Annotated in this window: 21 protein-coding genes and 1 pseudogene; 9 read left to right on the top strand and 13 right to left on the bottom strand. The window is 49.6% G+C overall.

What is annotated here, in order from left to right; genetic code table 11:
• From ACK5NH_RS19060 to ACK5NH_RS19040, 5 genes are all read left to right on the top strand, one after another.
• Nucleotides 1-543 carry a core component of ECF transporter gene (locus tag ACK5NH_RS19060; protein ID WP_416922617.1) on the top strand — a complete coding sequence of 181 codons (543 nt, stop codon included), beginning with the start codon at nucleotides 1-3 and terminating at the stop codon, nucleotides 541-543.
• 15 nt (nucleotides 544-558) lie between these two features.
• Nucleotides 559-1,296 carry a DNA-binding protein gene (locus ACK5NH_RS19055; RefSeq protein WP_416922615.1) on the top strand — a complete coding sequence of 246 codons (738 nt, stop codon included), beginning with the start codon at nucleotides 559-561 and terminating at the stop codon, nucleotides 1,294-1,296.
• Nucleotides 1,297-1,303: 7 nt separating this feature from the next.
• Nucleotides 1,304-1,546, top strand: a complete 243-nt coding sequence (locus tag ACK5NH_RS19050; RefSeq protein WP_416922613.1) for a hypothetical protein — start codon at nucleotides 1,304-1,306, stop codon at nucleotides 1,544-1,546.
• Nucleotides 1,547-1,764: 218 nt separating this feature from the next.
• Nucleotides 1,765-2,955, top strand: a complete 1,191-nt coding sequence (locus tag ACK5NH_RS19045; RefSeq protein WP_416922611.1) for an HD-GYP domain-containing protein — start codon at nucleotides 1,765-1,767, stop codon at nucleotides 2,953-2,955.
• A 104-nt stretch (nucleotides 2,956-3,059) separates the two neighbouring features.
• Complete coding sequence (locus ACK5NH_RS19040; RefSeq protein ID WP_374902605.1) at nucleotides 3,060-3,695, top strand: paraquat-inducible protein A; 636 nt, start codon at nucleotides 3,060-3,062, stop codon at nucleotides 3,693-3,695.
• Nucleotides 3,696-3,732: 37 nt separating this feature from the next.
• Here ACK5NH_RS19040 and ACK5NH_RS19035 read toward each other — a convergent pair whose 3' ends face one another.
• From ACK5NH_RS19035 to ACK5NH_RS19020, 4 genes are read right to left on the bottom strand one after another with little or no spacing between them, the layout of a single operon-like run.
• Nucleotides 3,733-4,038 (bottom strand): DUF3240 family protein, encoded by a 306-nt coding sequence (locus ACK5NH_RS19035; RefSeq protein ID WP_088212792.1) that lies wholly within the window; start codon nucleotides 4,036-4,038, stop codon nucleotides 3,733-3,735.
• Nucleotides 4,035-7,088: an efflux RND transporter permease subunit gene (locus tag ACK5NH_RS19030; RefSeq protein ID WP_416922608.1), complete on the bottom strand. Its 3,054-nt coding sequence runs from the start codon at nucleotides 7,086-7,088 to the stop codon at nucleotides 4,035-4,037. The genes ACK5NH_RS19035 and ACK5NH_RS19030 overlap by 4 nt, the downstream gene beginning before the upstream one ends.
• A gap of 1 nt (nucleotide 7,089) precedes the next feature.
• A complete protein-coding gene (locus ACK5NH_RS19025; protein ID WP_416922606.1) occupies nucleotides 7,090-8,118 on the bottom strand; it encodes a membrane fusion-like protein in 1,029 nt (342 codons plus the stop codon).
• Entirely contained in the window at nucleotides 8,115-9,317 is a 1,203-nt protein-coding gene (locus ACK5NH_RS19020) for a metal transporter (RefSeq protein WP_416922604.1), read from the bottom strand. The genes ACK5NH_RS19025 and ACK5NH_RS19020 overlap by 4 nt, the downstream gene beginning before the upstream one ends.
• Nucleotides 9,318-9,461: 144 nt before the next feature.
• Between ACK5NH_RS19020 and ACK5NH_RS19015 the strand changes: the two genes are divergently transcribed.
• Together ACK5NH_RS19015 and ACK5NH_RS19010 are read left to right on the top strand one after the other, a co-directional pair.
• Entirely contained in the window at nucleotides 9,462-10,007 is a 546-nt protein-coding gene (locus ACK5NH_RS19015; protein WP_416922602.1) for a helix-turn-helix transcriptional regulator, read from the top strand.
• 112 nt (nucleotides 10,008-10,119) lie between these two features.
• On the top strand, nucleotides 10,120-10,266 hold the full coding sequence (locus ACK5NH_RS19010) for a hypothetical protein (protein WP_083758005.1): 147 nt from the start codon (nucleotides 10,120-10,122) through the stop codon (nucleotides 10,264-10,266).
• A 49-nt stretch (nucleotides 10,267-10,315) separates the two neighbouring features.
• On the opposite strand, the gene ACK5NH_RS19005 is transcribed toward ACK5NH_RS19010, so the two are convergent.
• Both ACK5NH_RS19005 and ACK5NH_RS19000 read right to left on the bottom strand, forming a co-directional pair.
• Complete coding sequence (locus ACK5NH_RS19005) at nucleotides 10,316-11,266, bottom strand: YeiH family protein (RefSeq protein WP_089068831.1); 951 nt, start codon at nucleotides 11,264-11,266, stop codon at nucleotides 10,316-10,318.
• A 266-nt stretch (nucleotides 11,267-11,532) separates the two neighbouring features.
• A complete protein-coding gene (locus tag ACK5NH_RS19000; RefSeq protein WP_011624573.1) occupies nucleotides 11,533-12,096 on the bottom strand; it encodes a malate synthase in 564 nt (187 codons plus the stop codon).
• 208 nt (nucleotides 12,097-12,304) lie between these two features.
• On the opposite strand from ACK5NH_RS19000, the gene ACK5NH_RS18995 reads away from it, so the two are divergent.
• Both ACK5NH_RS18995 and ACK5NH_RS18990 read left to right on the top strand, forming a co-directional pair.
• A complete protein-coding gene (locus ACK5NH_RS18995) occupies nucleotides 12,305-13,837 on the top strand; it encodes a DUF3612 domain-containing protein (RefSeq protein ID WP_416922599.1) in 1,533 nt (510 codons plus the stop codon).
• 355 nt (nucleotides 13,838-14,192) lie between these two features.
• On the top strand, nucleotides 14,193-14,618 hold the full coding sequence (locus ACK5NH_RS18990; RefSeq protein WP_069455370.1) for an SH3 domain-containing protein: 426 nt from the start codon (nucleotides 14,193-14,195) through the stop codon (nucleotides 14,616-14,618).
• Between the two features lie 102 nt (nucleotides 14,619-14,720).
• Here ACK5NH_RS18990 and ACK5NH_RS18985 read toward each other — a convergent pair whose 3' ends face one another.
• The 7 genes and pseudogenes from ACK5NH_RS18985 to ACK5NH_RS18955 all read right to left on the bottom strand — a co-directional run.
• Nucleotides 14,721-15,968: a glutamate-5-semialdehyde dehydrogenase gene (locus ACK5NH_RS18985; protein ID WP_416922597.1), complete on the bottom strand. Its 1,248-nt coding sequence runs from the start codon at nucleotides 15,966-15,968 to the stop codon at nucleotides 14,721-14,723.
• A gap of 11 nt (nucleotides 15,969-15,979) precedes the next feature.
• Nucleotides 15,980-17,086, bottom strand: a complete 1,107-nt coding sequence (gene proB / locus ACK5NH_RS18980; RefSeq protein ID WP_416922595.1) for a glutamate 5-kinase — start codon at nucleotides 17,084-17,086, stop codon at nucleotides 15,980-15,982.
• Nucleotides 17,087-17,095: 9 nt separating this feature from the next.
• Nucleotides 17,096-18,592, bottom strand: coding sequence for a sodium/proline symporter PutP (putP, locus tag ACK5NH_RS18975; RefSeq protein ID WP_416922593.1), 1,497 nt, complete (start codon nucleotides 18,590-18,592; stop codon nucleotides 17,096-17,098).
• Between the two features lie 456 nt (nucleotides 18,593-19,048).
• Nucleotides 19,049-19,873, bottom strand: coding sequence for a hypothetical protein (locus ACK5NH_RS18970; protein WP_416922591.1), 825 nt, complete (start codon nucleotides 19,871-19,873; stop codon nucleotides 19,049-19,051).
• 353 nt (nucleotides 19,874-20,226) lie between these two features.
• The gene (gene gorA, locus ACK5NH_RS18965; RefSeq protein WP_416922589.1) at nucleotides 20,227-21,582 is read right to left on the bottom strand and encodes a glutathione-disulfide reductase; all 1,356 of its coding nucleotides are present in this window, start codon (nucleotides 21,580-21,582) and stop codon (nucleotides 20,227-20,229) included.
• Nucleotides 21,583-21,749: 167 nt separating this feature from the next.
• Nucleotides 21,750-22,280: a hypothetical protein gene (locus ACK5NH_RS18960; protein ID WP_416922587.1), complete on the bottom strand. Its 531-nt coding sequence runs from the start codon at nucleotides 22,278-22,280 to the stop codon at nucleotides 21,750-21,752.
• 109 nt (nucleotides 22,281-22,389) lie between these two features.
• Nucleotides 22,390-22,855 (bottom strand): annotated as a pseudogene (locus ACK5NH_RS18955) (hypothetical protein); the annotation flags it as partial.

Raw genomic sequence — 22,855 nt, 5'->3', positions numbered from 1 at the left:
ATGAATAAAAAACTCCCCCTGAGCTTACAGGATTCTTTGTTTATCGGCTTTTGTGCCACCCTGCTGGTGGCATTGACGGGCATGTTAAGGCTCAAGCTTGGGCTTTCTGGCCACAGCATGTTTTTAATGAGCTTCTTCTACTTGATTTGCTACGGCGTGCTTGGGCGTTTCGGCAGCATGATTGCCTGTGGCGGCATTGCGGGCTTAGTCGCTATGGCGCTCGGTGTTGGTAAGGGCGGCCCAATGATTTTATTGAAGTTTATCTTACCTGCTATAGCTATGGATCTGGTGGCTTTACTGTTACCGCTCACATTAAGCCTGCATTGGCGCTGCGTGATCTTAGGCATTGTTGGCTGTATGGCGTGGGCGTTCAAAGTGGCGCTGACCAATGTGCTGGCGGGCATGGCGCTCGATGTCGTGCTGATCCAATGGGGCGCAAGCGTGCTTAAGGGCGGATTCTTTGCCACCTTAGGTGCCCTATTAGTGCCTCCCGTGCTGAATAGGCTTAAGGCCCATGATCTCCTTCACCGTGACAAGTTTTAACTGCTAGGAATATCGATGAAAAATTGGCTTATTTGTATCGACGATACCGACGACATTGGCACTAAAGGTACGGGGGAGATTGCCGAGGAAATTGCACTCTTACTCGCGCAAACTTCGGGGTGCAAGGCCTCCTTTGTGACACGGCATCAACTGTTTGTGCACCCTGACATTCCCTACACCTCCCACAACAGCGCCATGTGTTTTGCGTTGCAGTCGCCATTATCGCAGGCGGAGATCCATCGTCTGGCGGTAGCGCATTTAGTCGCTGAGTCTGCGCCTAAGGCGGATCCTGGCATTGCGATTTTGGATGTCGATTCCGACTATGATGTGAATGCGCTGATAGACTTTGGGCTCAGAGCCAAGCGCGAAGTGATCACCAAAGCGGCTGCCTATCAGCTTGCCGAGCAGTTACAGCTCCAACTCACCGAGCACGGTGGTACTGGCCAGGGCGTTATTGGTGCTTTGGCGGGATTAGGACTGCGTTTAATGGGCAGTGATGGGCGTGTTAAGGGGCAAATCAAACTCGGTCAGCTTGAGGAAGTATCCCTCGAATTAACTGTGGCAGAAATTCTCGAGCAGACTGGCCTCGATGCGGTGATGAGCACAGATAAAACCCGTTTAGCGGCGGATGAAAAGGTTCAACTCAAAGGCAAGGTAAAGGCCGTTTACCTTGAGCATCAATTTGTATTGTTAGTCAGCCGAGACTGCGGGCAGTGGTGTAATGCGGGCAAACAAGCCCTACAGGACTATTGAGGTGATAATGGATCAAGAGCTGCTCAAGCTGTTTGAATATGAGACTGAACGATGGAGTTTTCGAGCGGGTTTACAGCAATATCCAGAGGCGAGATGGGCGGCGCAATTGTGTTCTCACTTTGCGCCCGACGATGAGGATGAGCAGGTCGATGATGAGGTTCGCTCCTGCTATAACTGCCAATATCGCCGCTGGATGGTGACAAGCTTCGAATGTGTGATGCTAAAAAATACCGTATTATTAACCAATTAACCCTTGGCTGAGCAATACCCCATCATTTTGCTTGGTTTTGTCTTGTTCTTTGATGCTCGTCATCAAAGCATGTGGTGCTTTTATCTTCCCGCGCTTAGAATGCAGGTTATACTGTCCTATACTACTAAGAAATAAATGGCAGCATGATGTGCTAAATTAGCATTGTTTGTTGTATGGTCAGTAGCTGTAATCTTCTCTATGCCTTGGGGTTGCTAGATATGAGTGAGTCGGCAGAATCAGTTGACCTAATCAAATTACCTGTGTCGCAATTGACGCTGGGGATGTTTGTCAGTGCGATAGACAAAAATGTTCAAGGTCGGCTCGCTATTGCAAATGCAGGACAAATCAAGCACAAGGATGCGATTGCTAAATTAACCAAGAATGGGATCAAATTTGTTTGGGTCGATACTGAAAGATCGGCCGAACATTGTGGTTTTAAACGCAAAGTCAGCAGCTATGGTTCATTGGAGTCTAAAAAGCCGTTAGTCACGCGTGAAAATCAGCAGAAACAGGCTCAGTTGATGTTAACTGAAGCCAAGGACCTGATCCGCAAAGTCTTGTCCGAAACCTTTGAGGGTAAAGCGATAGAGGTCGCCCCCTTCGAAGCCCTCGCCGACAGCATGATCGAATCGGTCATGCTGGATGAAGATGCGTTGAAATGTATGTCAGCCTTACGTTCTAAGGATGCTTATCTGCTCGAACATTCAGTGAATGTCGCCTTTCTGTTGGTCACCTTTGGTAAATACTTAAAGCTAGATCGTGCCACGCTCCGGGAGATGGCGGTCGGCGGTATCTTGCATGATATCGGCAAGATCAAGGTCGATAACAAGGTGCTGCATAAACCGGGTAAGTTGACCCCTGAAGAATTCGAACATATGAAGCTGCATCAAGTATATGCACTTGATATTATGAGCGAAACCAAAGGATTGTCTCAGATCAGCAAAGACGTCTGTCTCATGCACCACGAAAAGCTCGATGGTCGCGGTTATCCTCGGGGCTTAAAGGGCGAAGAAATCCCGCTCCATGGACGCATGAGTTGTATCGTCGATATCTTCGACGCCTTAACCGCGACTCGCTGCTATAAAGAGGCCATGAGTCCTGCTGCGGCCTTTAAGATTCTGCTGAGCCTGACACCATTCCACTTAGACCAAGGGTTGGTCTACGAGTTTATTCGTTGCATCGGAGTTTACCCAGTGGGTTCTTTAGTGGAATTATCCGACGGACGTGTGGGTATTGTCTGGACCTCGAAGGACAGAGATGCTTTAAACCCAATAGTAAAGTGTTTTTACTCTTTAAAAGCAAAGCGTTATACCGATGTGGCTATGATAGACCTGCTCAAGTCGGACTTATATATTGAGCGCGGTGTATCGCCAAGCTCGCTGGATATCGATCCTAAACCCTTCTACTGATGCCTATTGCCGCACCTGATATCTGCCACGATGTCAGGTGCCGTTCATTGCCCCGATAAGGGGAAAGGCCGTACACTGAGCCAAAATTTCCCAAGGGCTTTGTTATGAACAGTGTACGCAATTCTCTTCTTCCCATTCTCGTTATTCTGCTGTCTTTGGCGCTGTTAATTCCCGGCGTGACTCAGCCCATTTTGAGTCTCAATGGCAGCATAGATAAGGCCAAACTCACCGAACAAGGGATTGAGCAGGTCGCACAAAGCTTCGATGAGGATTCGGGGCGCGATAGTGCCCGCGGCATGTTGAATATGGTCAGTGGTCTTTTGGGGCTGAATAACCTCAAGGGCGAAGTAGAAGTATTACAGCAAACCCGCAGTATCTGGAGTACTGTCACCGAATTATATAATACCGGCAATGGCTTAGTGGCTGGGTTGGTGATGCTGTTTAGTATCATTATCCCCGCGGTGAAACTCAGTCTGATGCTAGTACAACAGACGGTGAGTTCGGTTGCGCTGCAGTGGCGCATTCACCATATTGTCTCTGCGCTGGCGAAATGGTCTATGGCCGATGTGTTTGTGGTGGCTCTGATCATTACCTTTTTGGCGGGCAATGCCTCGGGTGGCATGGGCGAAATGTTAAAGACTAAGGCGCAGTTTGAGAGCGGATTCTACTTCTTTACCGCCTACTGCATTCTCTCCATTGCCAGTGGTTACTTAGTGCGTCGTCCAACCCCGATTCTGTAGTCAAGGGCATACAGCAGGTTCTGTATGCCCTTTATCGTTAGGAAAGTGTGCCGTTTTGATAGATGGGCATAATCCAATAACGACAGGGATTGTGTTTACAGACCTTTGCTAGTGCCTCAAGCAAAGCGGTTTGCTGGCTTGCAGGGTGCATAATCTCAAACTTACAAAACTCCCGATAACCTTCCACCTGTTCCTTGATATTGAAATGGCTGTGCTCTCGGCTAAATCCGCAAATATTGCCTAGGCTAAAGCCGGATAAAAACTCCAACTCAATCAGAGTATCGACTATATCGTCCTTGATATCGTTTTGGGCGATCAGGACTAGCAGTTGTTCTGTGCTCATCGGCGTTTCTCCAGCCAAAAATACAACATGGGCAGTAAATACAGGGTCGTGATAGTGGAGGTGAGCAAGCCACCGATCACCACAATGGCCAAGGGTTTTTGGATTTCAGCACCTGGGCCCGTGGCGAACACTAAGGGGATCAAACCAAACATGGCGGTGGTGGCCGTCATCAGAATGGGCCTGAGTCGCCGCGCGGCGCCCTGTTCGACTCGCTCCCTGAGGCTGCCAAATAAGTATTTGGTTTGTTCGTAATAGCTGACCATCACTACGCCGTTAAGCACGGCGACACCCAGCAGGGCGATAAAGCCTACCGAGGCGGGCACCGAGAGGTATTCCCCCGAGAGATACAAGCTAACGATACCGCCCATCATGGCGAACGGGACGTTGGCGAGGATTAACCCCGATTTTGCCAGCGAGCCGAAGGTGGTGAATAAAATCAAAGTGATCAGTGCGATAGCAATGGGGATCACCAGCAATAAATTGCTGGTGGCGCGCTGCTGGTTTTCAAATTCTCCACCGAAGCTGACGCTATAGCCGCTGGGCAGTTTGATTTCCCTAGCGATTTTACTGTTAAGCTCCTCCACAAAGCCCACAATATCCCGCCCTTGCACGTTGGTGGTGATCACCGAAAAGCGATTTCCCTGTTCCCGCTCGATTAGGATAGGGCCTTGTTTATAGCTCAATACCGCCACGTCGCTTAGGCGTTTTAGGGAATGATCTGGCATCACCAATAGCTGATTTTGCAGTTCGTTAATGTTACTGATCTGCGCCTGATTATTGGCGATAAGCACGGGCGTGCGCTTCTTCCCTTGCAGCACTTCGGTGACGACCACGCCTTCGAGTTGGCTCTTGAGGTAACGGGCAAACTCCATAGTGCTCATTCCAAACCCACGGGCCAGCTCGTTATCTAAGGTGAGATTGATAAAGGGGCTGCCCTCAATCATCGCCATCTTAACGTCGACGCTGCCCTGAGTGGCGGTGACCAGCTGTTCTATCTCACTGGTGAGTTTGCCTAAGGTCTCGATATCATTACCGAATACTTTAATCGCGACATCGCCAATGCTGCCGGTGAGCATTTCAGACACCCGCATCTGTATCGGTTGCGTAAAGTTAAAGTTTACGCCGGGATATTTAAGCAGCACAGTGCGGATGGCATCGATAAGCTGCTCTTTGGTGGCAAAACGCCATTCGCTGCGGGGCGTCAGCTCTAAAAACACATCGGTTTCGTTCAGTCCCATGGGATCTAAACCAATCTCATCGGCGCCGGTGCGCGCCACCATCTGTTTGATTTCGGGGATTTGGCTTAGCAGGGTTTGCTGGATCTGTTTATCGATAGCGATGGAGGCGTCAAGGGAAATCGAAGGGGATTTCTCTAATTGGAGAATGATGTCGCCCTCATCTAAGGTCGGCATAAAGGTTTTCCCCACCAGACTAAACAGGCCGAGACTGACGATCAGCAAGCTAAAGGCGGTGAGCATAAAAGGTTTTTGCCAACCAAAGCAGGCTTTTAGGCTGACAAGATAAAGATGCTTGAGCTTTTCGATGGCTTTAGGTTCTTTTGCGGCCTTTTCGTTAACGAGGAACGAGGCAATCACGGGGATTACGGTCAGCGATAACACCAGCGCCGACAGCATGGCAAACACTATGGTGATGGCGACTGGGGTAAAGAGTTTGCCCTCTAAACCACTGAGGGTGAGCAGTGGCGAGAACACTATGATCACGATAACTGTGCCCGAGACTACCGGAATGGCGACGTCTTTGGTGGCGCGAAAGATCAAGTGCAACCGCGGTAAACGCTGTTTAGTGGCGATTAAATTCACCATGTTTTCAACTACGACCACGGAGGAGTCCACCAACATGCCGATGGCGATAACGAGGCCACCGAGACTCATCAGGTTCGCGGAAAGATTGAAGTAATCCATCATCAAAAAGGTGAACAGTGCGGCCAGCGGCAGCGACAGGGATACCACTAACGCGGCGCGCACATTACCTAAAAACAGCGCCAGCAATACGATGACCAGCACAACGGCCTCGAATAGCGCATTGGAGATGGTCTCGATGGCGGTATTGATCAGGTTAGCGCGGTCGTAAAAGGTGTTTATCTGGCTGCCTTCGGGGAGAGTCAGGCTGATTTGCGCTAGCTTTTCTTTAATATTGTTAACCACTTGTGCCGTATTGGCGTCCTTGAGGGCAATGATTAAGGCTTCGGCGGTTTCGTTACCATCCTTAGTGACGGCGCCGTAGCGCGCAAGGTGGCCTATCTGGATATCGGCGAGATCCTGCAAGCGATAGACCTTGGCATTATCGGCTTTGATCACTTGCTGTTTGAGTTCGTCGATATCATCGATGCGTCCCTCGGAGCGCACTATGATGGTGTCTGTACCTATGGTGAGCTTACCAGCACCTTCGTTGTGATTATTCTCCACAATCGCCTGCTGCAGCGCGGCAAAGCTCACGCCCGCAGCCGCCATCGCCGCAGGATTAGGGCTGATGCTAAAACTCTTGGCATAACCGCCGAGGATATTCACATCGGCAACACCCGGTACTGTGCGCAGCAGCGGCCGAATTTCCCACTCGAGTAATTGCCGTCGCTCCAGCAGGGAAAGATTGGGGTTTTCGAGTGAAAACATAAAGATTTCACTGAGTGGCGTGCTCATGGGCGCCACGCCGCCACTCACGCCTTCGGGAAAACTGTCCCAGACCGCAGTGAGGCGCTCGCTCACCTGCTGACGCGCCCAATAGATATCCGTGCCTTCTTCAAAATCGAGGGTGATATCGCTAATGGCGTATTTAGTGGTCGAGCGCAGAACCGATTGCTGCGGAATGCCGAGCAGCTCGGTTTCAATCGGGACGGTAATCTGGGCCTCGATTTCCTCCGGCGTCATGCCCGGAGCCTTGAGGATAATCTTCACTTGGGTTGGAGAAATATCCGGAAAGGCATCCAAGGGAATGGCGAACCAAGCGCGTGCGCCAGCCAACATTAAGATCAGCGCCACAATTAGCACAAAGAGCCGCTGAGTGAGCGAAAAACGGATCACAGAGGTGAGCATCTTATTCGCCTCCTAAACCGAGCATGATGCCTTTCACTGCGGCAACTGACTGGGATAGGACTTGTAGCTGACTCAAGTCTTGATCGCTGGCGACAATATACTGCTCCGGCGTTGAGCCTAAGATATCGACCGTTAGCGCATTGAGCTGATTATTGGACTTGGTGAACACTTGGCTGTCTTGCTCCCAACTAAACACACTGTTTTTGGGGAGTAAATACACGGCCTTTTGATACTCGGGAACCACAGTTATTTGCTGGCCTAACAATAGGTTACATTCCTGTGGCACCGCCGATGACCAAGCTGTGACAAAGGCGCCTTCGGCAATCGCCGACAGTGACTCAATCGCGATATGACATTGATTGATATTGATGGCAGACAGGGAATGGGACTGCCCCGTCGGCACATTCACTTTGACGCGGATGCTGTTATTGGGAACCAGTGAAAACAGCTGCTCCCCCGCCATATAAGGGCCGCTGATGGCATTGAGTTTAACGATACCGTCAACGGGCGCGGCGACCACTAAGGAGTCGGTGGCCGCATCCGTGCTGTGGACGCGCTCCATAAAGTGCTGCATATGCTCGTATTCGAGGTGAGTCGTGAAATAGTCCTGACTGATCTCTCGCCATTTTTCGGCGCTTATGCTGCCATTGGCGAGCAATGGTTTGTTGCGCTCATAACGACTCTTGGCGAGTTGATATAGGCTCGCCGCGGCCTTGACTTGGGCGAGGTAGTGGAACACTTCTGGCCCTGTGAGTTTGACTATCGGTTGGCCTTTACTGAGGCGTTGGCCCTGGCCGACGAGAAAGTGCACCTGCTGGATATTCTCGGGCGTGCTGATCCAGTAGTCATTGCCGGGGAGGATTTCAACCTGCGCCGGCAGTGGGCTGCCCTCATAACTGGCGACTCTTTGGGGTTGGGTGTAACTGAGGTCGAGATTGCCTAAGGCGCTAATGGCTAAGCTTTCGGCCTGTGCCGAACCTACAACACTCGCGGATAAACAGAGAAGGCATGCGCCGTACTTGGCCATCATAATGAAATTCCTAAGGCTTGGAGTTGTTGAGAATGCAGTTGTTGCAAGCTGACGCGGTTGAGCGCCAAGCGGGACTCGGTGTCGAGCGCCTCCATATAGCGGCGCAGCCAGACTTCATAACTCACCTGATCTTGATCTTTTACCTTGGCGAGTTCCTCGGTAATAGTGCGGCTGAAGGCGAGCGCTTGGGTGAGTAAGCGCTGTTGCTCTACGAGGTTAGTTTGCTGACGGACTAATTGATCCCACTGGTTTTTAAGCTCGAGTGCGCTGCGGTCAAGATTGAGGCTTTGCTCGGTATTCGCTTGTTGCCATTGGGATAAATCACTCTGGGACAGCGCAGAACCTAAGGTTAAGGGTACTGATACGGCTATGCCTAACTGCTGATCATCCACGCCCGTATCCGCGGTATTTTTTGCCGTGAGTGAGACGGTCCAAGGATCGCGCTCACCCGCTTGCTGAGATTGGATCAGTAGCAGGTGTTGCTGTTGTTGCAGCTTCAACAATTGCCATAGAGGATGTTGGGCTAAGGCCTCGGCACCCTTGCCAAGCGGGCGGTCAGTTTCCTCTATCGCGCTCGGCATCCGTTCTTGGCCCGTCAGTTGTTGATACAGGGCTAAAGACTGAGCTTGTTGCTGCAGAATGTCGGCGCGGCTTAAGGCGATATCGATACTTTCCCGCTCCAGCAGCAGGGTGTTGGCCAGTGGCAGCTCCCCCGCATCGGTCAGTTGTTTTTGCTGGCGATGGAGTTTATCGAGCAACTGCTGTTTGCGCTCAAGCTGCGCCAGTTTGACTTCGCTTAGGCGATATTCCCACAGGCTCTGCCTTAATAATCCCGAGAGATACAAGTCTTGCAACGCCGTTTGTTGCTGATGAATTTGCTCGGCGAGCTGTTTTATTTGCTTATCGCTGCTGTGTAGCGCGGGGGATTTAAATGGCAAATTGACTGAGAGTTCCTGCTCGTAGCTGTTACTATTATCCAAACTCCTGAGGTGACTTAAGCTAATGCTCGGCAGGCCAGTGAGCCAGGTCGAGCTGGTTAAATGTGCCGATTGGGTATTCGACGAAGCGATATGAGCCAACCTAGCTTGGCTGCTCGAAAGCGCTTGGGAAAGTTCGACTTCCGCCGCAAGACACTGGAAACTACTGCCGACTAAGCTGGTCAACAGACATAACTTGATACAAGACGAACTGACAGACATGAGATGATTCTGTGGTATTAAACAATGCTGTCAGTGTAGGGATTGACGGGGGAAAGTCGTCGGGGACCTGTATCATAAATTCGCCTATGGTACATATGTCCCATAAAATAATTGATTGATTTTGCTTTTATTTAGGAGTTTTAAATGAAGGATATTGTCATTATTGGTCTGCTGGCACTGATCATGTGCTTTAAGCTTTTTGACATTAGTTCCGACATTCAATTAGGCATTCCGCAATGGCATTTAGTGCAGGAAGCCATACTCTTAGTGCTCACCGCCGCCGGGGCCATCTACCTCAGTTACGATTTAATTCGCCGCTCGCACGAAGTTAAAGCCTTAGCAAAACGTCTCGAGTACGCCGATAAAAAAATCGACAATATGTCGACCCAAATGCGCTCCGCTAGACAGGAATACAGCCAAGCCGTCGCAAACCAATTTGATACTTGGGGTTTTACCAAGAGCGAGCAGCAAGTCGCGTTTTTATTGCTTAAAGGGCTGAGTTTTAAAGAAATTGCCGAAGTGAGACAGACAAAAGAGAAAACGGTGCGCCAACAGGCGTCGACCATTTATGGCAAGGCCGCCGTGGATGGCCGCCACACCTTTTGTGCTTGGTTTATGGAGGATTTTATTCAGGAACATAACCAAGAACTGGCGGTAAACGAGTCCAATAGCGCCCATAAGGCCGCTTGACCTAAACTCTCAGGCTTAGTTGTTATAGCTATTTGTTATTGAAAATCGATATTGGCTGGCTTTTTGGTTCTAAACAATAATGAGCATCCCCTAAGTTTGTCGGAGGATGCAATTGAAAAACTCGCTGCTGATTGTGTTTTGCCTTATTGCCTTGGTTGCATCCACGCAAACCACAGGATTACTCCGCTCGCTGATCGAATTTTCCGCCTTTTTAGGCGTACTGGGGTTGGCTTGGCGGATTAAACCCAACGCCGAATAAAGCTTCCTGCGTTAGCACGTCAATCTGAGCCGTAAAGCTCAAGTCCAATCTATTGAAAATACAGAATATAACCTAAAGACGTTACCCCAATCGCTGCCCACAGAACCACGCCCAGCAGCAAAGGCTTAGGGCCGCTTGCCCGCATTTTTTGCACCGTAATCCCCGCACCAATCAAGAACAGACACAGAACCAAGGTACGTTTCGATACCATAAACAGCGTGTCGTAGAGTGGTTGAAACTGCGGCAACCAATGGGCGATTGCGATGGCTAAACAGTAAAATCCGATAAAATACGGTAGGTTAAGCTTACGTTTATCGCCGCCAAAGATCAGCGCACTGACAAGGGCGATAGGGATAATCCATAGTGCGCGCGCCAGTTTAATGGTCGTCGCGGTTTTTAGTGCTTCATCACCATAGGCAGAGGCCGCGCCTACGACTGAGGAGGTGTCGTGAATCGCGATGGCGCTCCACACGCCAAAATCGTATTGGCTCATATTGAGCAAATGCCCGAGGGCGGGGAATAAAAACAAGGCTACCGAGTTGAGTACAAATACACAGGCTAATGCGGTGGCGGTTTGGTCTGGTTTGGCATTAATGGCGGGCGATACGGCGGCAATCGCGCTGCCGCCACAGATGGCGGTGCCAGAGGCGATTAAGTGCCCTGTGATCGGGTCAAACTTTAAAGCGCGAGTCACCATAAAGCCTAAGATCAGCGTAAAAATAATCGAGCCGACAATTAACCCTAGGTTATGGCTGCTGGCCTCAATCGCGGCGTTGAAGTTAATCCCAAAGCCTAAGCCGATAATCGAATAGGACAGTAGTTTTTTGGTGAGGGCGGCGATATTCCAGTCGTTTGGCACCCAACCTAGGCTGGCCAAGGTAAAACCGAGCACAAGCGCCATAGGGGATGAGATAACAGGCGCGAGACACAGTAGCGCAGCGCAGATAAACACAAGGCGATGGGGTTGCTTTAGTTGCGAGACTATCGATGAAAAATTCATAACGCCTTAGGTTTGCGACTGAGTGTTATCGTTCCAATCTTGGGTTTTCAGCTCCATCCACATAGGCATGGATGCTCGAATAAGCCAATCGAATAAGCATTGGGACGCTGACAAAGACGGGCATTATAACGATTGCGTTCAGCTTCAATAAAATCAATTTAATTTATTTTGTAAGTCAATTTTATTGAGTCTTAATGGGCAGGTGGGTTTGAAGCTAAAAAAAGGAGAGCCGCCGACGGCAACTCTCCCGTGAAAATACGCGGAATTTAGAGATTCACGATACGTTGCAGGCTGTAGTCGCCACCATCTTTAGCAGTAAACAGCTTGTCTTGAATATCGTTAGCGCTTGGCATTCCTGCATGTAACAGGCTTAACCAGTGGCGCGAGGTGGTGTTGCGTGTCTCTGTGGGTTCGGCGGCTAACTCAACGGGCGCTTCGATTTGCACATCTTCCAAATTTGCTAAATCCCGCGCGCCTATCATACCTGTGCGGTCGAAACACAATTCAACATGGCAGCCTTGATCCTGTAACACTATGGCGCTTGGCGCATCTTTAGTGCCGTTGAAGGCAACAAACTGCTTGGTTTGGCGTAATCCGCTGTGGCTGCCGTCGGCAAAAAATGCCAGCAGGTGTTGGTAGTAAACCACATAGCTGATCACATCCTGGTGCGAACCCGCATCCAGTGGGAAATGACGGTCGAGGAACTGCTTCGCCTGGGCTAGTTTTTCATGCTCGGCCACGTTCACTTGGGCGACGGCAAGCACTTCTTCTGCGATGAAGCTGTTTAGATTCGGTTGGATCTGGTGGCTATTGATAATTGACATATTCATCGCTGTATCCTCTACACATTCAAATTAAAAATTAGGGCCTTGATTTCACTTCTAATGGTTCAACGTTTGTCTTCAATTTGGTTTGTCCGACAGAGTTAATGGTTAAACAGTGTCAGGTGGATAACCTGCCTCGATTGCTTAATTTGTAGTCTAGTCTTTTTTTGACTACAATTTCACAATAAAAATTTTACAATGTGAATTTTACAAAATGCGCAATGACCAGAGCTTGATGAGAAAGTCACATTTCCTAGGGACAAAAATACGTAACCTACGGAAACGTAACAATTTAACCATGGAAGATTTATCGGCACGTTGCATTCGCGTCGATGCGGGCGGTGCGCCCTCTGTGTCATATTTATCGATGATCGAGCGTGGAAAACGCGTACCCAGTGCTGAAATGTTGGCCGTGATTGCCACGGTTTTTCAAAAGGACGTTGACTGGTTTTTAGACGACGTGCCCGAGGAAAGTGCCATCACGCCGGACAAAGGCCGCCGTGGTGGGATTAGCGGCATGGCGCTCGAGCCCAGCTTTTTGTTTTCAAATGATATTTTGCAAATAGCCATCCCTGAAATGCTATCCCAGACTGGGATTTCGGGTCGACAATTCGCCCACTTATTAATTCGCGCCCATCAGGAACACCATCAAAACCATTTCCCCGATCTTGAACGTGCCGCCGAAGAAGTTGGGTTAAAACGTATGCCCTTATCCCTCGAGGAAATGCTGGATATTGCCAAGGGCGTAGGCTTAAAAATCAAATGGATAGATAGTACGCCCCAGGAAGTGATCGACGAGCGCGGCGTAAGCTCTCATCAGTTAGTGACTTCTTTCTTCGAGCCGCCGAGCACAATTTACATCAATAAAGTCCTTAAAAATCGCCCCAGTCGACTGAAGTACGATCTCGCCGCTCATATCGGCCATTGTGTGTTGCACAACAAAGATGGGCTTAAGAGTGTGATGATTTCTGGCCGAAAACTTGAGATGGATGAAGAAGTGACAATGCAGTCTAATACCCTGAACGCGCAGGATATTTTGCATGCGTGGCGCGACTTTGAGTCCAGCTTTTTTGCCGGAGCCCTGTTATGTCCTAAGGTGCCGTATCGACAGTTACTCGACCGCCACGGTTACGAAATTGAGGTGCATAAACAGCTGCAAGTGTCGGCTTCGGTCGCCATGCGGCGGATGACGGTCGTATCGCCTTATCCCCATTGGCATTATTTTGATGCCTATGCGCCGGGCAAACTCAAGGCCGTTTACCGTGGCAATGGCATTCCCCTGCCTTGGGGCAATATGCGGCTGGTGGAAGACCCTTGTCAGCACTGGGCGGTATTTAGAATGATCAGTGAGCCCAAGGTCGGCACCTCGGCGCAAATTTCGATTTTAAATGTGGGCAATGAACCACGGATTTACTGCTGCGAGTCGATTAAGGTTGAAGACTCGGCGGGCAATCCCCATGTGCTCTGTGCCGGTATCGATTTGAATCCGGCCATTGAAGCCCAAGGCAAAGATGCACTCTCTATCGCCCATGATTTAAAAGCCGCCTGTGTTTCTGGCGGCGGCTCAGTCGCGATTCCCAAGCATATTAAAAGCGATCTAGTCAGTGTGGCTAAGATCTTGAATATCAACTGGATTGAGCGCGGTATTAAAAATGATGCCCGGCTTATCTGCTCCCGCGGCGCCGTCTGCCCACGGCAACCCAGCTGTTATCAAGCGGGTAAATCGCAGTGTGATGGGGCAGCGTAAATCACTATTTGATTTACGTTGAGCTTTGCGGCCTTACGGCCGAGAAAGTCGTGGGGCTTCACCCCACACCCGACCAAGGAGGACTGCTCGTCCTATCCTCCTTGGATGCTCCATGACGCCCCAACAGAGTTGAAAGCTCCTTGTGCTCATAGCCAAATTTGCTATCGCTTCCGAAGGATGCGTCCATGCACCTGCGAAAGCTAGTCGGTCATCCATGACCGAACTCACGCAATTTGCCTATTCGCCCTGAGGCAACTCCGAGGGGAGTCGTATTCTGCGGCATCGGGCGGTAAATCTATGCTTAAAGCAATCTCGCGGTAATTATTTTGAGGCGAGAATATTCAAGGAGTGAAATGTGAATAGGTTATGGATATTACTGTTAGTTTTTGTTCTGGGGCATCCAATATCCATTGCCAACGCCAAAAACTGTAAAAAGGGTCAACCGTGCGGCAATTCCTGCATTTCTTGGAACAAAACTTGTCGTATCGGATCGGCAAATACAAGTGCTAGCACTCGCACCGTGGTGTCACAAGAGAAAAGCCATTTGCAATCGCCAAACGCGGACATTGCGAGCAATCCTGTTCTGGAGAATGGACAGCTATATGAAGTAACTATCGATAAACTCAATATCCGCAACAAACCTAAGAAAAATGGGGAGTTACTGGGTGTACTCTCAAAAGGTGAGCGTATTAGTGTGCTGGCTGCAAGCGGTGATTGGAAGGCCTTTCTATATCAAGACAAACTCGCTTGGGTATTTTCGAAACATTTGAAAGCCGTATAAGAAGTATGAAGCTCAATTTCTATGACGAGCACTTAAACAAAGCCCCAAGGGAGAATACCTTGGGGCTTTGTTATTTAGTTAATAACATCGTCTAAGTAATCGCTAAGCTCTAATCTGTCCTGTGCCTGAAACCAGATATTTTTCAGTGGTTAAGGCTTCGAGTCCCATGGGGCCGTAGGCATGTAGTTTAGTGGTCGCGATGCCGATTTCGGCGCCGAGGCCGAGTTCGCTACCATCGGAAAAGCGTGATGAAGCATTCACCATAACGACCGAGGCATCCACTGTGCGTTGAAAGCGGGCGGCGGTGAGTTCATTGTCGGTGCAAATCACCTCGGTATGATGGCTGCCAAACCTAGCGATATGTTGGGTGGCGACCTCAAAACTGTCGACTTGGCGAATGGCGATTTCTAAGTCCAAGTATTCTTGGCCAAAATCTTCTTCTGCCATATAAGTGCAGGCGTCGAAATACGCGGCGGCCGGAGGACATGCATTGATTTTAACTTGATGCTCGGCCAGGGCTTTGGCGACGCGGGGCAAGAATCGCGGCGCGATATCCTTATGCACTAACAAGCCTTCGAGGGCGTTACATACGCCAGTGCGTTGGGTTTTACCATTGAGCAGCAAATCTAAGGCGATATCTTGATTGGCGTCCTTGTCCACATATAAATGGCACACGCCTTTAAAGTGCTGAATAACCGGAATGCTACTGTTTTCAGTGACGTAATTAATCAGCCCTTCGCCACCGCGGGGGATGATCACATCGATAAATTCCCGCTGTTGCATCAGTTCGAGCATCAGGGTGCGGTCAGGATCGGGGATCACGCTGATTAGGGCTTTAGGCAAACCATAGGCTGTCAGTACCGTCTGTAAAATGCTGGCGATCACTTTGCTGGTGTGCAGTGCTTCTTTACCGCCACGCAGGATCACCGCATTGCCGGATTTAAAGCACAATGCGCCAGCATCGGCGGTGACATTAGGGCGCGCCTCATAAATCATGCACACCACGCCGAGTGGCACGCGCATCTTACTGATAGATAAACCATTGGGGCGTTTACCAATAAAACGCTCACGCCCAACGGGATCGGGCAGGGCGGCGATGGTTTCGATTCCTTGCGCCATCGCTTCGATACGATGCTGGTTCAGCGTGAGGCGATCGACCATAGCGGGGCTTAAGTTATCCTGAGTCGCTCGGTGTACGTCAATCAGGTTAGCGCTTTGGATTTCATAACTTTTTTCCCTTAATGAGCGCGCCATATCCAGTAATACGGTGTTTTTTAACGACTCATCGAGTTGGGCGAGTGTGCGGGCCGCATGGGCGGCATCGGCAGATATTTGTTTAATTAGGCTCATAGTTTCTCCACTCAAATGGATTTCAGAATGGCGATATTCTTATCGGAAATGATGGGGCCGGTTTTTTGCTGGAATTCACTGGCAAACGCCTGATCATCCTGCTCGGTAATAAAACTCAGTAGGCAACTGCTGTAGTTAGATTTGGCTTTCGCCAACTTAGTGCCATCGCCTTTACGCACCAAAATGGTGTCGCCCACTGAGAAATCCCCTTTGACTTCAACCACATCATCGCTGGTTAATTGCTCGCTGTGCTGATCGAGTGCGAGGTTAAAATCATCCTCGACGATCACTTCGCCCTGCGCTTGCGAGGTGTGGGTCATCCAATGCAAATGCTCCTGCATCGGTTTTTCGTAGGGGGTAAAGAGGGTGCCCGGATTTTGCCCCTTTAGCAGTTGGCTAAAGGAATCGGCATTAAAGCCATTGATAATAAAGGTCTCAATGCCGTGGGAGATGGCTTTTTCGGCGGCTTGGATTTTAGTGCGCATGCCTCCGGTACCAACATCGCTGCTGGCGCCTCCCGCCATCGCATAGATGTCGGCATTGATTTCAGTGACTTGCTTTATCAATTTGGCATTGGGATGTTCGTGGGGATTTTGATCATAGAGTCCATCCACATCCGAGCAAATCACTAAGGTGTCGGCATCGGCCGCAGCCGCCACCATGGCCGAGAGATTATCGTTATCGCCAACCTTGAGTTTGTCGGCGGTCACGGCGTCATTCTCATTGATAATTGGCATTAAACCGTGTTCGAGCAGGCTAAAAATGGTGTCTCGAATACTGATATAACGCTCGCGATTACGTAAGTCGCCATGGGTCAGCAGTAGTTGGGCGGTAGGAAAATCAAATAGCTTATTCCACGTGGCCATCATATCCGCCTGACCCGCAGCCGCCATGGCCTTTTTCACCGTGACACTCGGCTGAGATTGGCCCTCAAAATGGTGCCACCCAGCGGCAACCGAGCCGGACGAAACCAGTACCACTTGGATACCTTGGACGCGGCAGTAAGTAATAAACTGCGCGATACCCAAGAGATAATGGCTACTGCAACCTTGCTTGTGGGGCGCGATTAAGGCGCTCCCCACTTTGACTACGATACGTTTACGGGGAGAGTCTGTCATCACGCCTCCTTAGCTTTCCTCGGCCAATACACGACCGGCCTGATGGAATTGCTTAGTGGTTTTAGCGCACGGGTCGTTATCGAATTTGCTTACCAGATAAATCACTGTGCTGCTGACAACAAAGCCAGGGATCATCTCATACACTAAGCTACTCAATGCCTTACCATCGGCAAGCACGGGGGCATAAATCCAAAAGAGTACCGTAAGCGCGCCCGAAATAATCCCCGCAATCGCCGCTTTATGGGTGAGGTTAGCCTTATACAAGCTAAACAACACCAGCGGCCCAAAGGCGGCGCCGAAGCCTGCCCAAGCGTTACTCACGAGGGATAGGATGCTGTTAGAGCGGTCGAGCGCCAGCAGCGTTGCGACAATGGCAACACCAGCGACTCCGTAACGGCCCATTTTCACCATCTCTTGTTCGCTCGATTCATTCTTGGAGAGGGTGCGATAAATATCTTCGGTCAGCGAACTCGACGAGACTAATAACTGCGATGAAATCGTGCTCATAATGGCTGCGAGAATCGCTGCCAGCAGGAAGCCGCTGATTAAGGGGTGGAACAGTAACTCTGAAAACACGATAAAGATGGTTTCAGGATCCGAAAGCTTCATGCTAAATTTATTGGCGTAGGCGATACCAACCAAGCCCGTCGCTAGAGCGCCGATAATCGTCACTGTCATCCAGCTCATGCCTATGCGTCTGGCGGTTTTAATGTCGGCGACCGAGCGGATTGCCATAAAGCGCACAATAATATGCGGCTGGCCGAAATACCCAAGTCCCCACGAGAGACTGGAGATTAAGCCAAGCAACGTTACATTTTGCATGGCGTCGGTAAAATGCGGGATCGACTGATAGGCAAAGTTCATCATCCTATCGGCGCTGGTAAATTCCTGATAGGCCACAAAAGGCACTAAGACCAAGGCGACAAACATAATGCAGCCCTGCACAAAGTCGGTGAGGCTAACGGCTAAAAATCCCCCAAGCAGAGTGTAGGACACCACTACGGCTAAGGTGACGACTAGGCCGATATCGTAGTTCAGCCCAAAGGCGGATTCGAACAACTTGCCGCCCGCGACTAAACCCGCCGAGGTATAGAGGGTAAAAAAGATCACTATGATCACCGCGGCGATAATACGAATGCTGTTATCGGCCTGGCCAAAGCGTTTGGCAAAGAACTCCGGGATTGTCAGCGCGTTATCGGCGACCTCGGTATAAACCCGTAATTTAGGGGCGACCACAAGGTAATTGATTAGAGCACCAATTAATAATCCGAGGGCGATATAGAGAGTTTCAAACCCAACAAGAAACATGGCGCCTGGCAGGCCCATCAGCATCCAGCCACTCATATCCGAGGCGCCAGCCGAGAGAGCCGTGACTTGGGGGCTGACTTGGCGGCCACCCAAAATATAGCCAGAGACATCATCGGTCGACTTGCGATAGGCGAACAAACCAATGGCGAGCATGGCAATAAAGTAAATTGCTAATGAAACGTAAGAGAGGGAATTCATCGATTATTTTCCTCCTAACGCTTTGTTATTTTGAATGAAGCTCGGTTTCAAAATGACAAAGAGATAGGTACTTAGAATGGCGAACAGGCAGAAATATTGTAGTGATTCGTTGAGTCGTTCCCGGGTGGAACGAATTGTCTGTGAGATAGGGCTTTCATCTGTAGCATGCTTAGCTGACATAATGCCTCCTTGATTGTTCTCAAACCAAAATGAGAGTGTTATTTAGTTAGTGCTCTAACTACATTAGCATATATAAATCTAATTTTCCCGCCTAAATTGCAATTTAATAGGGTGAAATAGCGCTTTTGACTAAGTTATATAGTTAGAATTGATAGTAATTTTGCGTTTACAACAGCGGTTTTATAACGTGAAATCAGTAGCTGTGAAGATGAAGAAGCCCTTTATCAAAGGGCCTCTTAAGCGAACTTGCAGCGGAATGCTTGTAAGGCTGTATCACTAGAACTGATAGTTAAACTCAATCCTATGGTCACCGTCCATAAAGCTGACGTTTTCATTAAAGTTCGCAAAATAACGTAAGTTCATCCTTGGGTTAATTTGATAACTCAGTGCCAGCTCGTGGGTTAAAATATGACTCTTGCCTAAACCATAATAGTTGTCGGTATAAGTATCTGAGCCTGCAATGGTTGTCAGCCAGAATGGATTGTAGTTCAGCCAAATTTTGTCCGTGATCTTCAATTTGCCGTACATACCCACTAGACCGTAAACGCCCATGGTGGAATAACCACTGTCGATTGAGCCATCGTCTTCAAGGGCATCCTTACCAATAGATACGCCTGCGCCAATTAGCGGATATAGGGTGAATCGTCCCATCGGAGGTAAGGCTTGAATAAAGCTATAGGACAGATCTGCGCTTTCTTGGGCGACTAAATTAGGGTTAAGGTTATAGTTGAAATCAATTTGAGCCGCTCGCCCATTGGTGAGGTTTGCGGTGAAATTGCGAAAGCGAAATGAGTCAATAGAATCTGAGGCGGCGCCTTCGCCACGCCAACCTAGGGTGTCGCCAAGGATTCCCTTAACCTCGATAACATTCATCCCGGCTTTATTTTCTTCTCCCGTATCATAGGCTTGGCCCACTTTAAGGTTGAGGCCTTTATCTGTGATCCCAAAACCGCCTTGAGTATAAATCGCCAGAGGATCGGACATGTCCTGCACCTGTTTTTCAGATTTTGTGACTTGCTCTGAGTTGGTGCTATCAGCCGCATGCGCAGTATATAGTGGCAGCAAGGCAATACTTGCCATAAATGAATAATATGCTCTCATATTAACCTCTCGATTTTACTGAATTAATGGGTAAGGATGCGGAAGATGTGAGGCATGGGATACGGATGGAAGGTTCTATTAGCGGCCAAGATTGTGTCATTTGCGTCATCCTATGCAATGTGATGTTCCTATTTGGTTTTTAAGTCCTGTCACGTAGCAGAGAATGTCTGCCTTTAATGGGACAAAAAATCACCATCAGCTAAACTACCCTAAGCATAGGGTTGTGGCAAAAGTATTTACTTAGACGGCTGACTCGCTGTGTGATGGATTTTGAGAGGGGGCTGAGCGTTATTTTTACTGAACAATAAAAAGGCCAGATAAAGCTGGCCTTTAAGTTTTTGAATTTGCGATATTTATCTCATGGTAACAAATTCCTCAGCCCCAGTGGGGTGGATGGCGACAACGGCATCGAAATCGGCTTTTGTGGCGCCCATTTTCATTGCGACACCAAACCCTTGGAGAATTTCGTCCATACCAAAACCAATGCCATGAATACCAACGACTTTCTCTTCTTTTCCCGCGCAGACCAGTTTCATCTTACAGGCTTGGCGATGGCTAGTGACGGCGGTATACATGGAGGTGAAGCTTGAGGTGTAAACCTTCACATTATCATCACCATATTGCGCGCGGGCCTCTGGCTCTGTTAAGCCCATAGTGCCAATCGGTGGGTGGCTGAAGACCACAGTTGGGATTTGGCTGTAATTCATTTTGGCATCGCTCATGCCGTTAAATAGGCGCTCAGAGAGTAAGCGACCGGCTTTAACCGCAACTGGAGTCAGCTCCACGCCGCCCGCCATAATATCGCCCACGCAATAAATGCCTTTGTGGGTGGTATTTTGCTGCGCGTCGGTAATCACATAACCTTTGCTATCCAATTGCACATCGGTGTTTTCTAAACCGATATTGCCCGTCGCGGGTGAGCGGCCAATGGCCCAAATCAGGCAATCAACGGTCACGCTTTCGCCATTTTCGAGGTTCAGAGTCAGGCTGTCGTCGGCATTTTTGACCACAGATTGAGGAACACTGTTAGTGTGCAGGGTTGGGCCTTCGGTCTTCATGGCATCGACTAGGGCGTCGATTAGCATAGGATCGAAGTTACGCAGTGGCGCATGTTTACGGACAAACAGGTGAGTCTCGCTGCCAAGCGCGTGTAACACGCCCGCGACTTCGACGGCGATATAGCCAGCGCCGACGACAGCGACACGTTTAGGTTGTTCGCGCAGGGCGAAGAAACCATCGGAATCAATACCGTATTTCGCACCAGGAATGTTTGGGATAGTTGGTGCGCCGCCGGTAGCGATCAGGATATGGTCGGCCGTATAGTGCTCGCCATTCACTTCAATCGTGTTGCCATTAACGAAACGGCCATAACCATTGAGCAGGGTGACTTTGTTATTGGTAAAGCCGCGACCGTAGGCCTCGTGGATACGACCGATATAGGCTTCGCGGCTGTTCACTAAGGTGTTCCAGTCGAATTTGTTGACTGAAACATCAAAGCCATAATCTTTGGCGTAGAGGTTCATGGCTTCGGCGATATGCGCGCCATACCACATGACTTTTTTAGGTACGCAGCCCACGTTTACGCAGGTGCCGCCAACATGTTTCGCTTCGATGAGTAGAACTTTAGCGCCACGCATGGCAGCTCGGTTAGCTGAGGCGATACCGCCGCTGCCTGCGCCTAGGCAGATATAGTCAAAATGTTGAGCCATGAGTTTCTCCGTCTAACTCTAAGAATGAGGTGCTTAATAGCAGAAGGTCATTGTAGGTTGGAATGGGTTTGCAGACCAGCCCATTAGGTTGCTTTGGTATAGACCTTGTTTTGCCGCAAAAAATCTCAGCAAAGCACTCACTTTAACTATGGGCGGTTAGCTCAAGCTTAACGGCGATATTGGCAGCGATAGTGATCGTCTTGGTTTGGTCCTTCGGCGCCGCATTTGAGGCATTGCCACTCCTGCTGACGGGCACTGAGTTCATCGGTGTGATAGCTCGCAGCCCTGTCGGGTCGATTGCCAATCTGGGTTTCGAGTTGCGACATGCGGGCATTGAGCCAGCGGCAACTGGGGTCGTTAGCGACTCTATCTCGACTGGCGAGCTGTTGTTTGCGGCTCGGCTTTTTCTTTTTCGCGGCGGTCGATTTGGTCGTTTGCTTGGTCTTTGCCTCATCCACATTGACTGTGGGCGACGAATACTCCAAGGCGCTTTGTTCTGCTGGGATGGCAAGCGGTTTTCCCTCGCTGTCGAGCTGTGTGCCTAGGGGCAGAGGTTCGCTAGGTGTGTTTTGGGAGAGGTTTTCTAACCCATATTCGGGCACCAACACGGGCTCGCGGGCGGCGCAGATGGAGGACAAACTGCAAAATACTAATAGGATAAAGGTGTGAGATAACACCTTGGCATAGTGAGTTAACATTCCCTGTTCCTCGGCACGTTAAGGTCGTTCCTTCGACACCTTGAGTGTAGTTAGCGCGGGATAGGTTTGCCAAACGGAAGAATAAAAGTTGCCTGTGGCAGCGTCATCCTTAGAAGCTGATATTGAAATGGATACCCGCATAAGTTTGATCCTGCGAGCTAAAGTCGCCATTGGCGGCCGCTTCTTGCTCAATATCGCTCTGGGCTATGCTGTGACTAATATGGCCGCTAATGCTCATATTGTCTGCCAGTTGATAGTTGGCCTCGACTCCTAATTGCAGATGATTTCGGCCATTGTGATCTTCAGTGCGATATTTAAAATCAAAACCTTGGGTTACATAGGGCGAGACTGTGAACTGCTCCGTGAGTTGCCAATAACTGTGTAGACTCAATTCGACAAAATAGCCGGCAGCCTCGGTGGAATACACATAATTTATCGAGGGGACTAACCAAGGGGCGGCGGTGTAGGCTAATTCTGCGAACAGTTCGTTATCCTGACAGCGACTACTGCTATAGCCTTCAATCCGTTGATAGCCCACATGTGCTTCAACATCTTCACTGAAGTGTAATGCGTAT

The sequence above is a fragment of the Shewanella sp. genome (assembly GCF_047975355.1).
Classification (GTDB): domain Bacteria; phylum Pseudomonadota; class Gammaproteobacteria; order Enterobacterales; family Shewanellaceae; genus Shewanella.
Note: the sequence above shows the minus strand (reverse complement) of the source record. Positions and strands in the feature narration are given on the sequence as shown.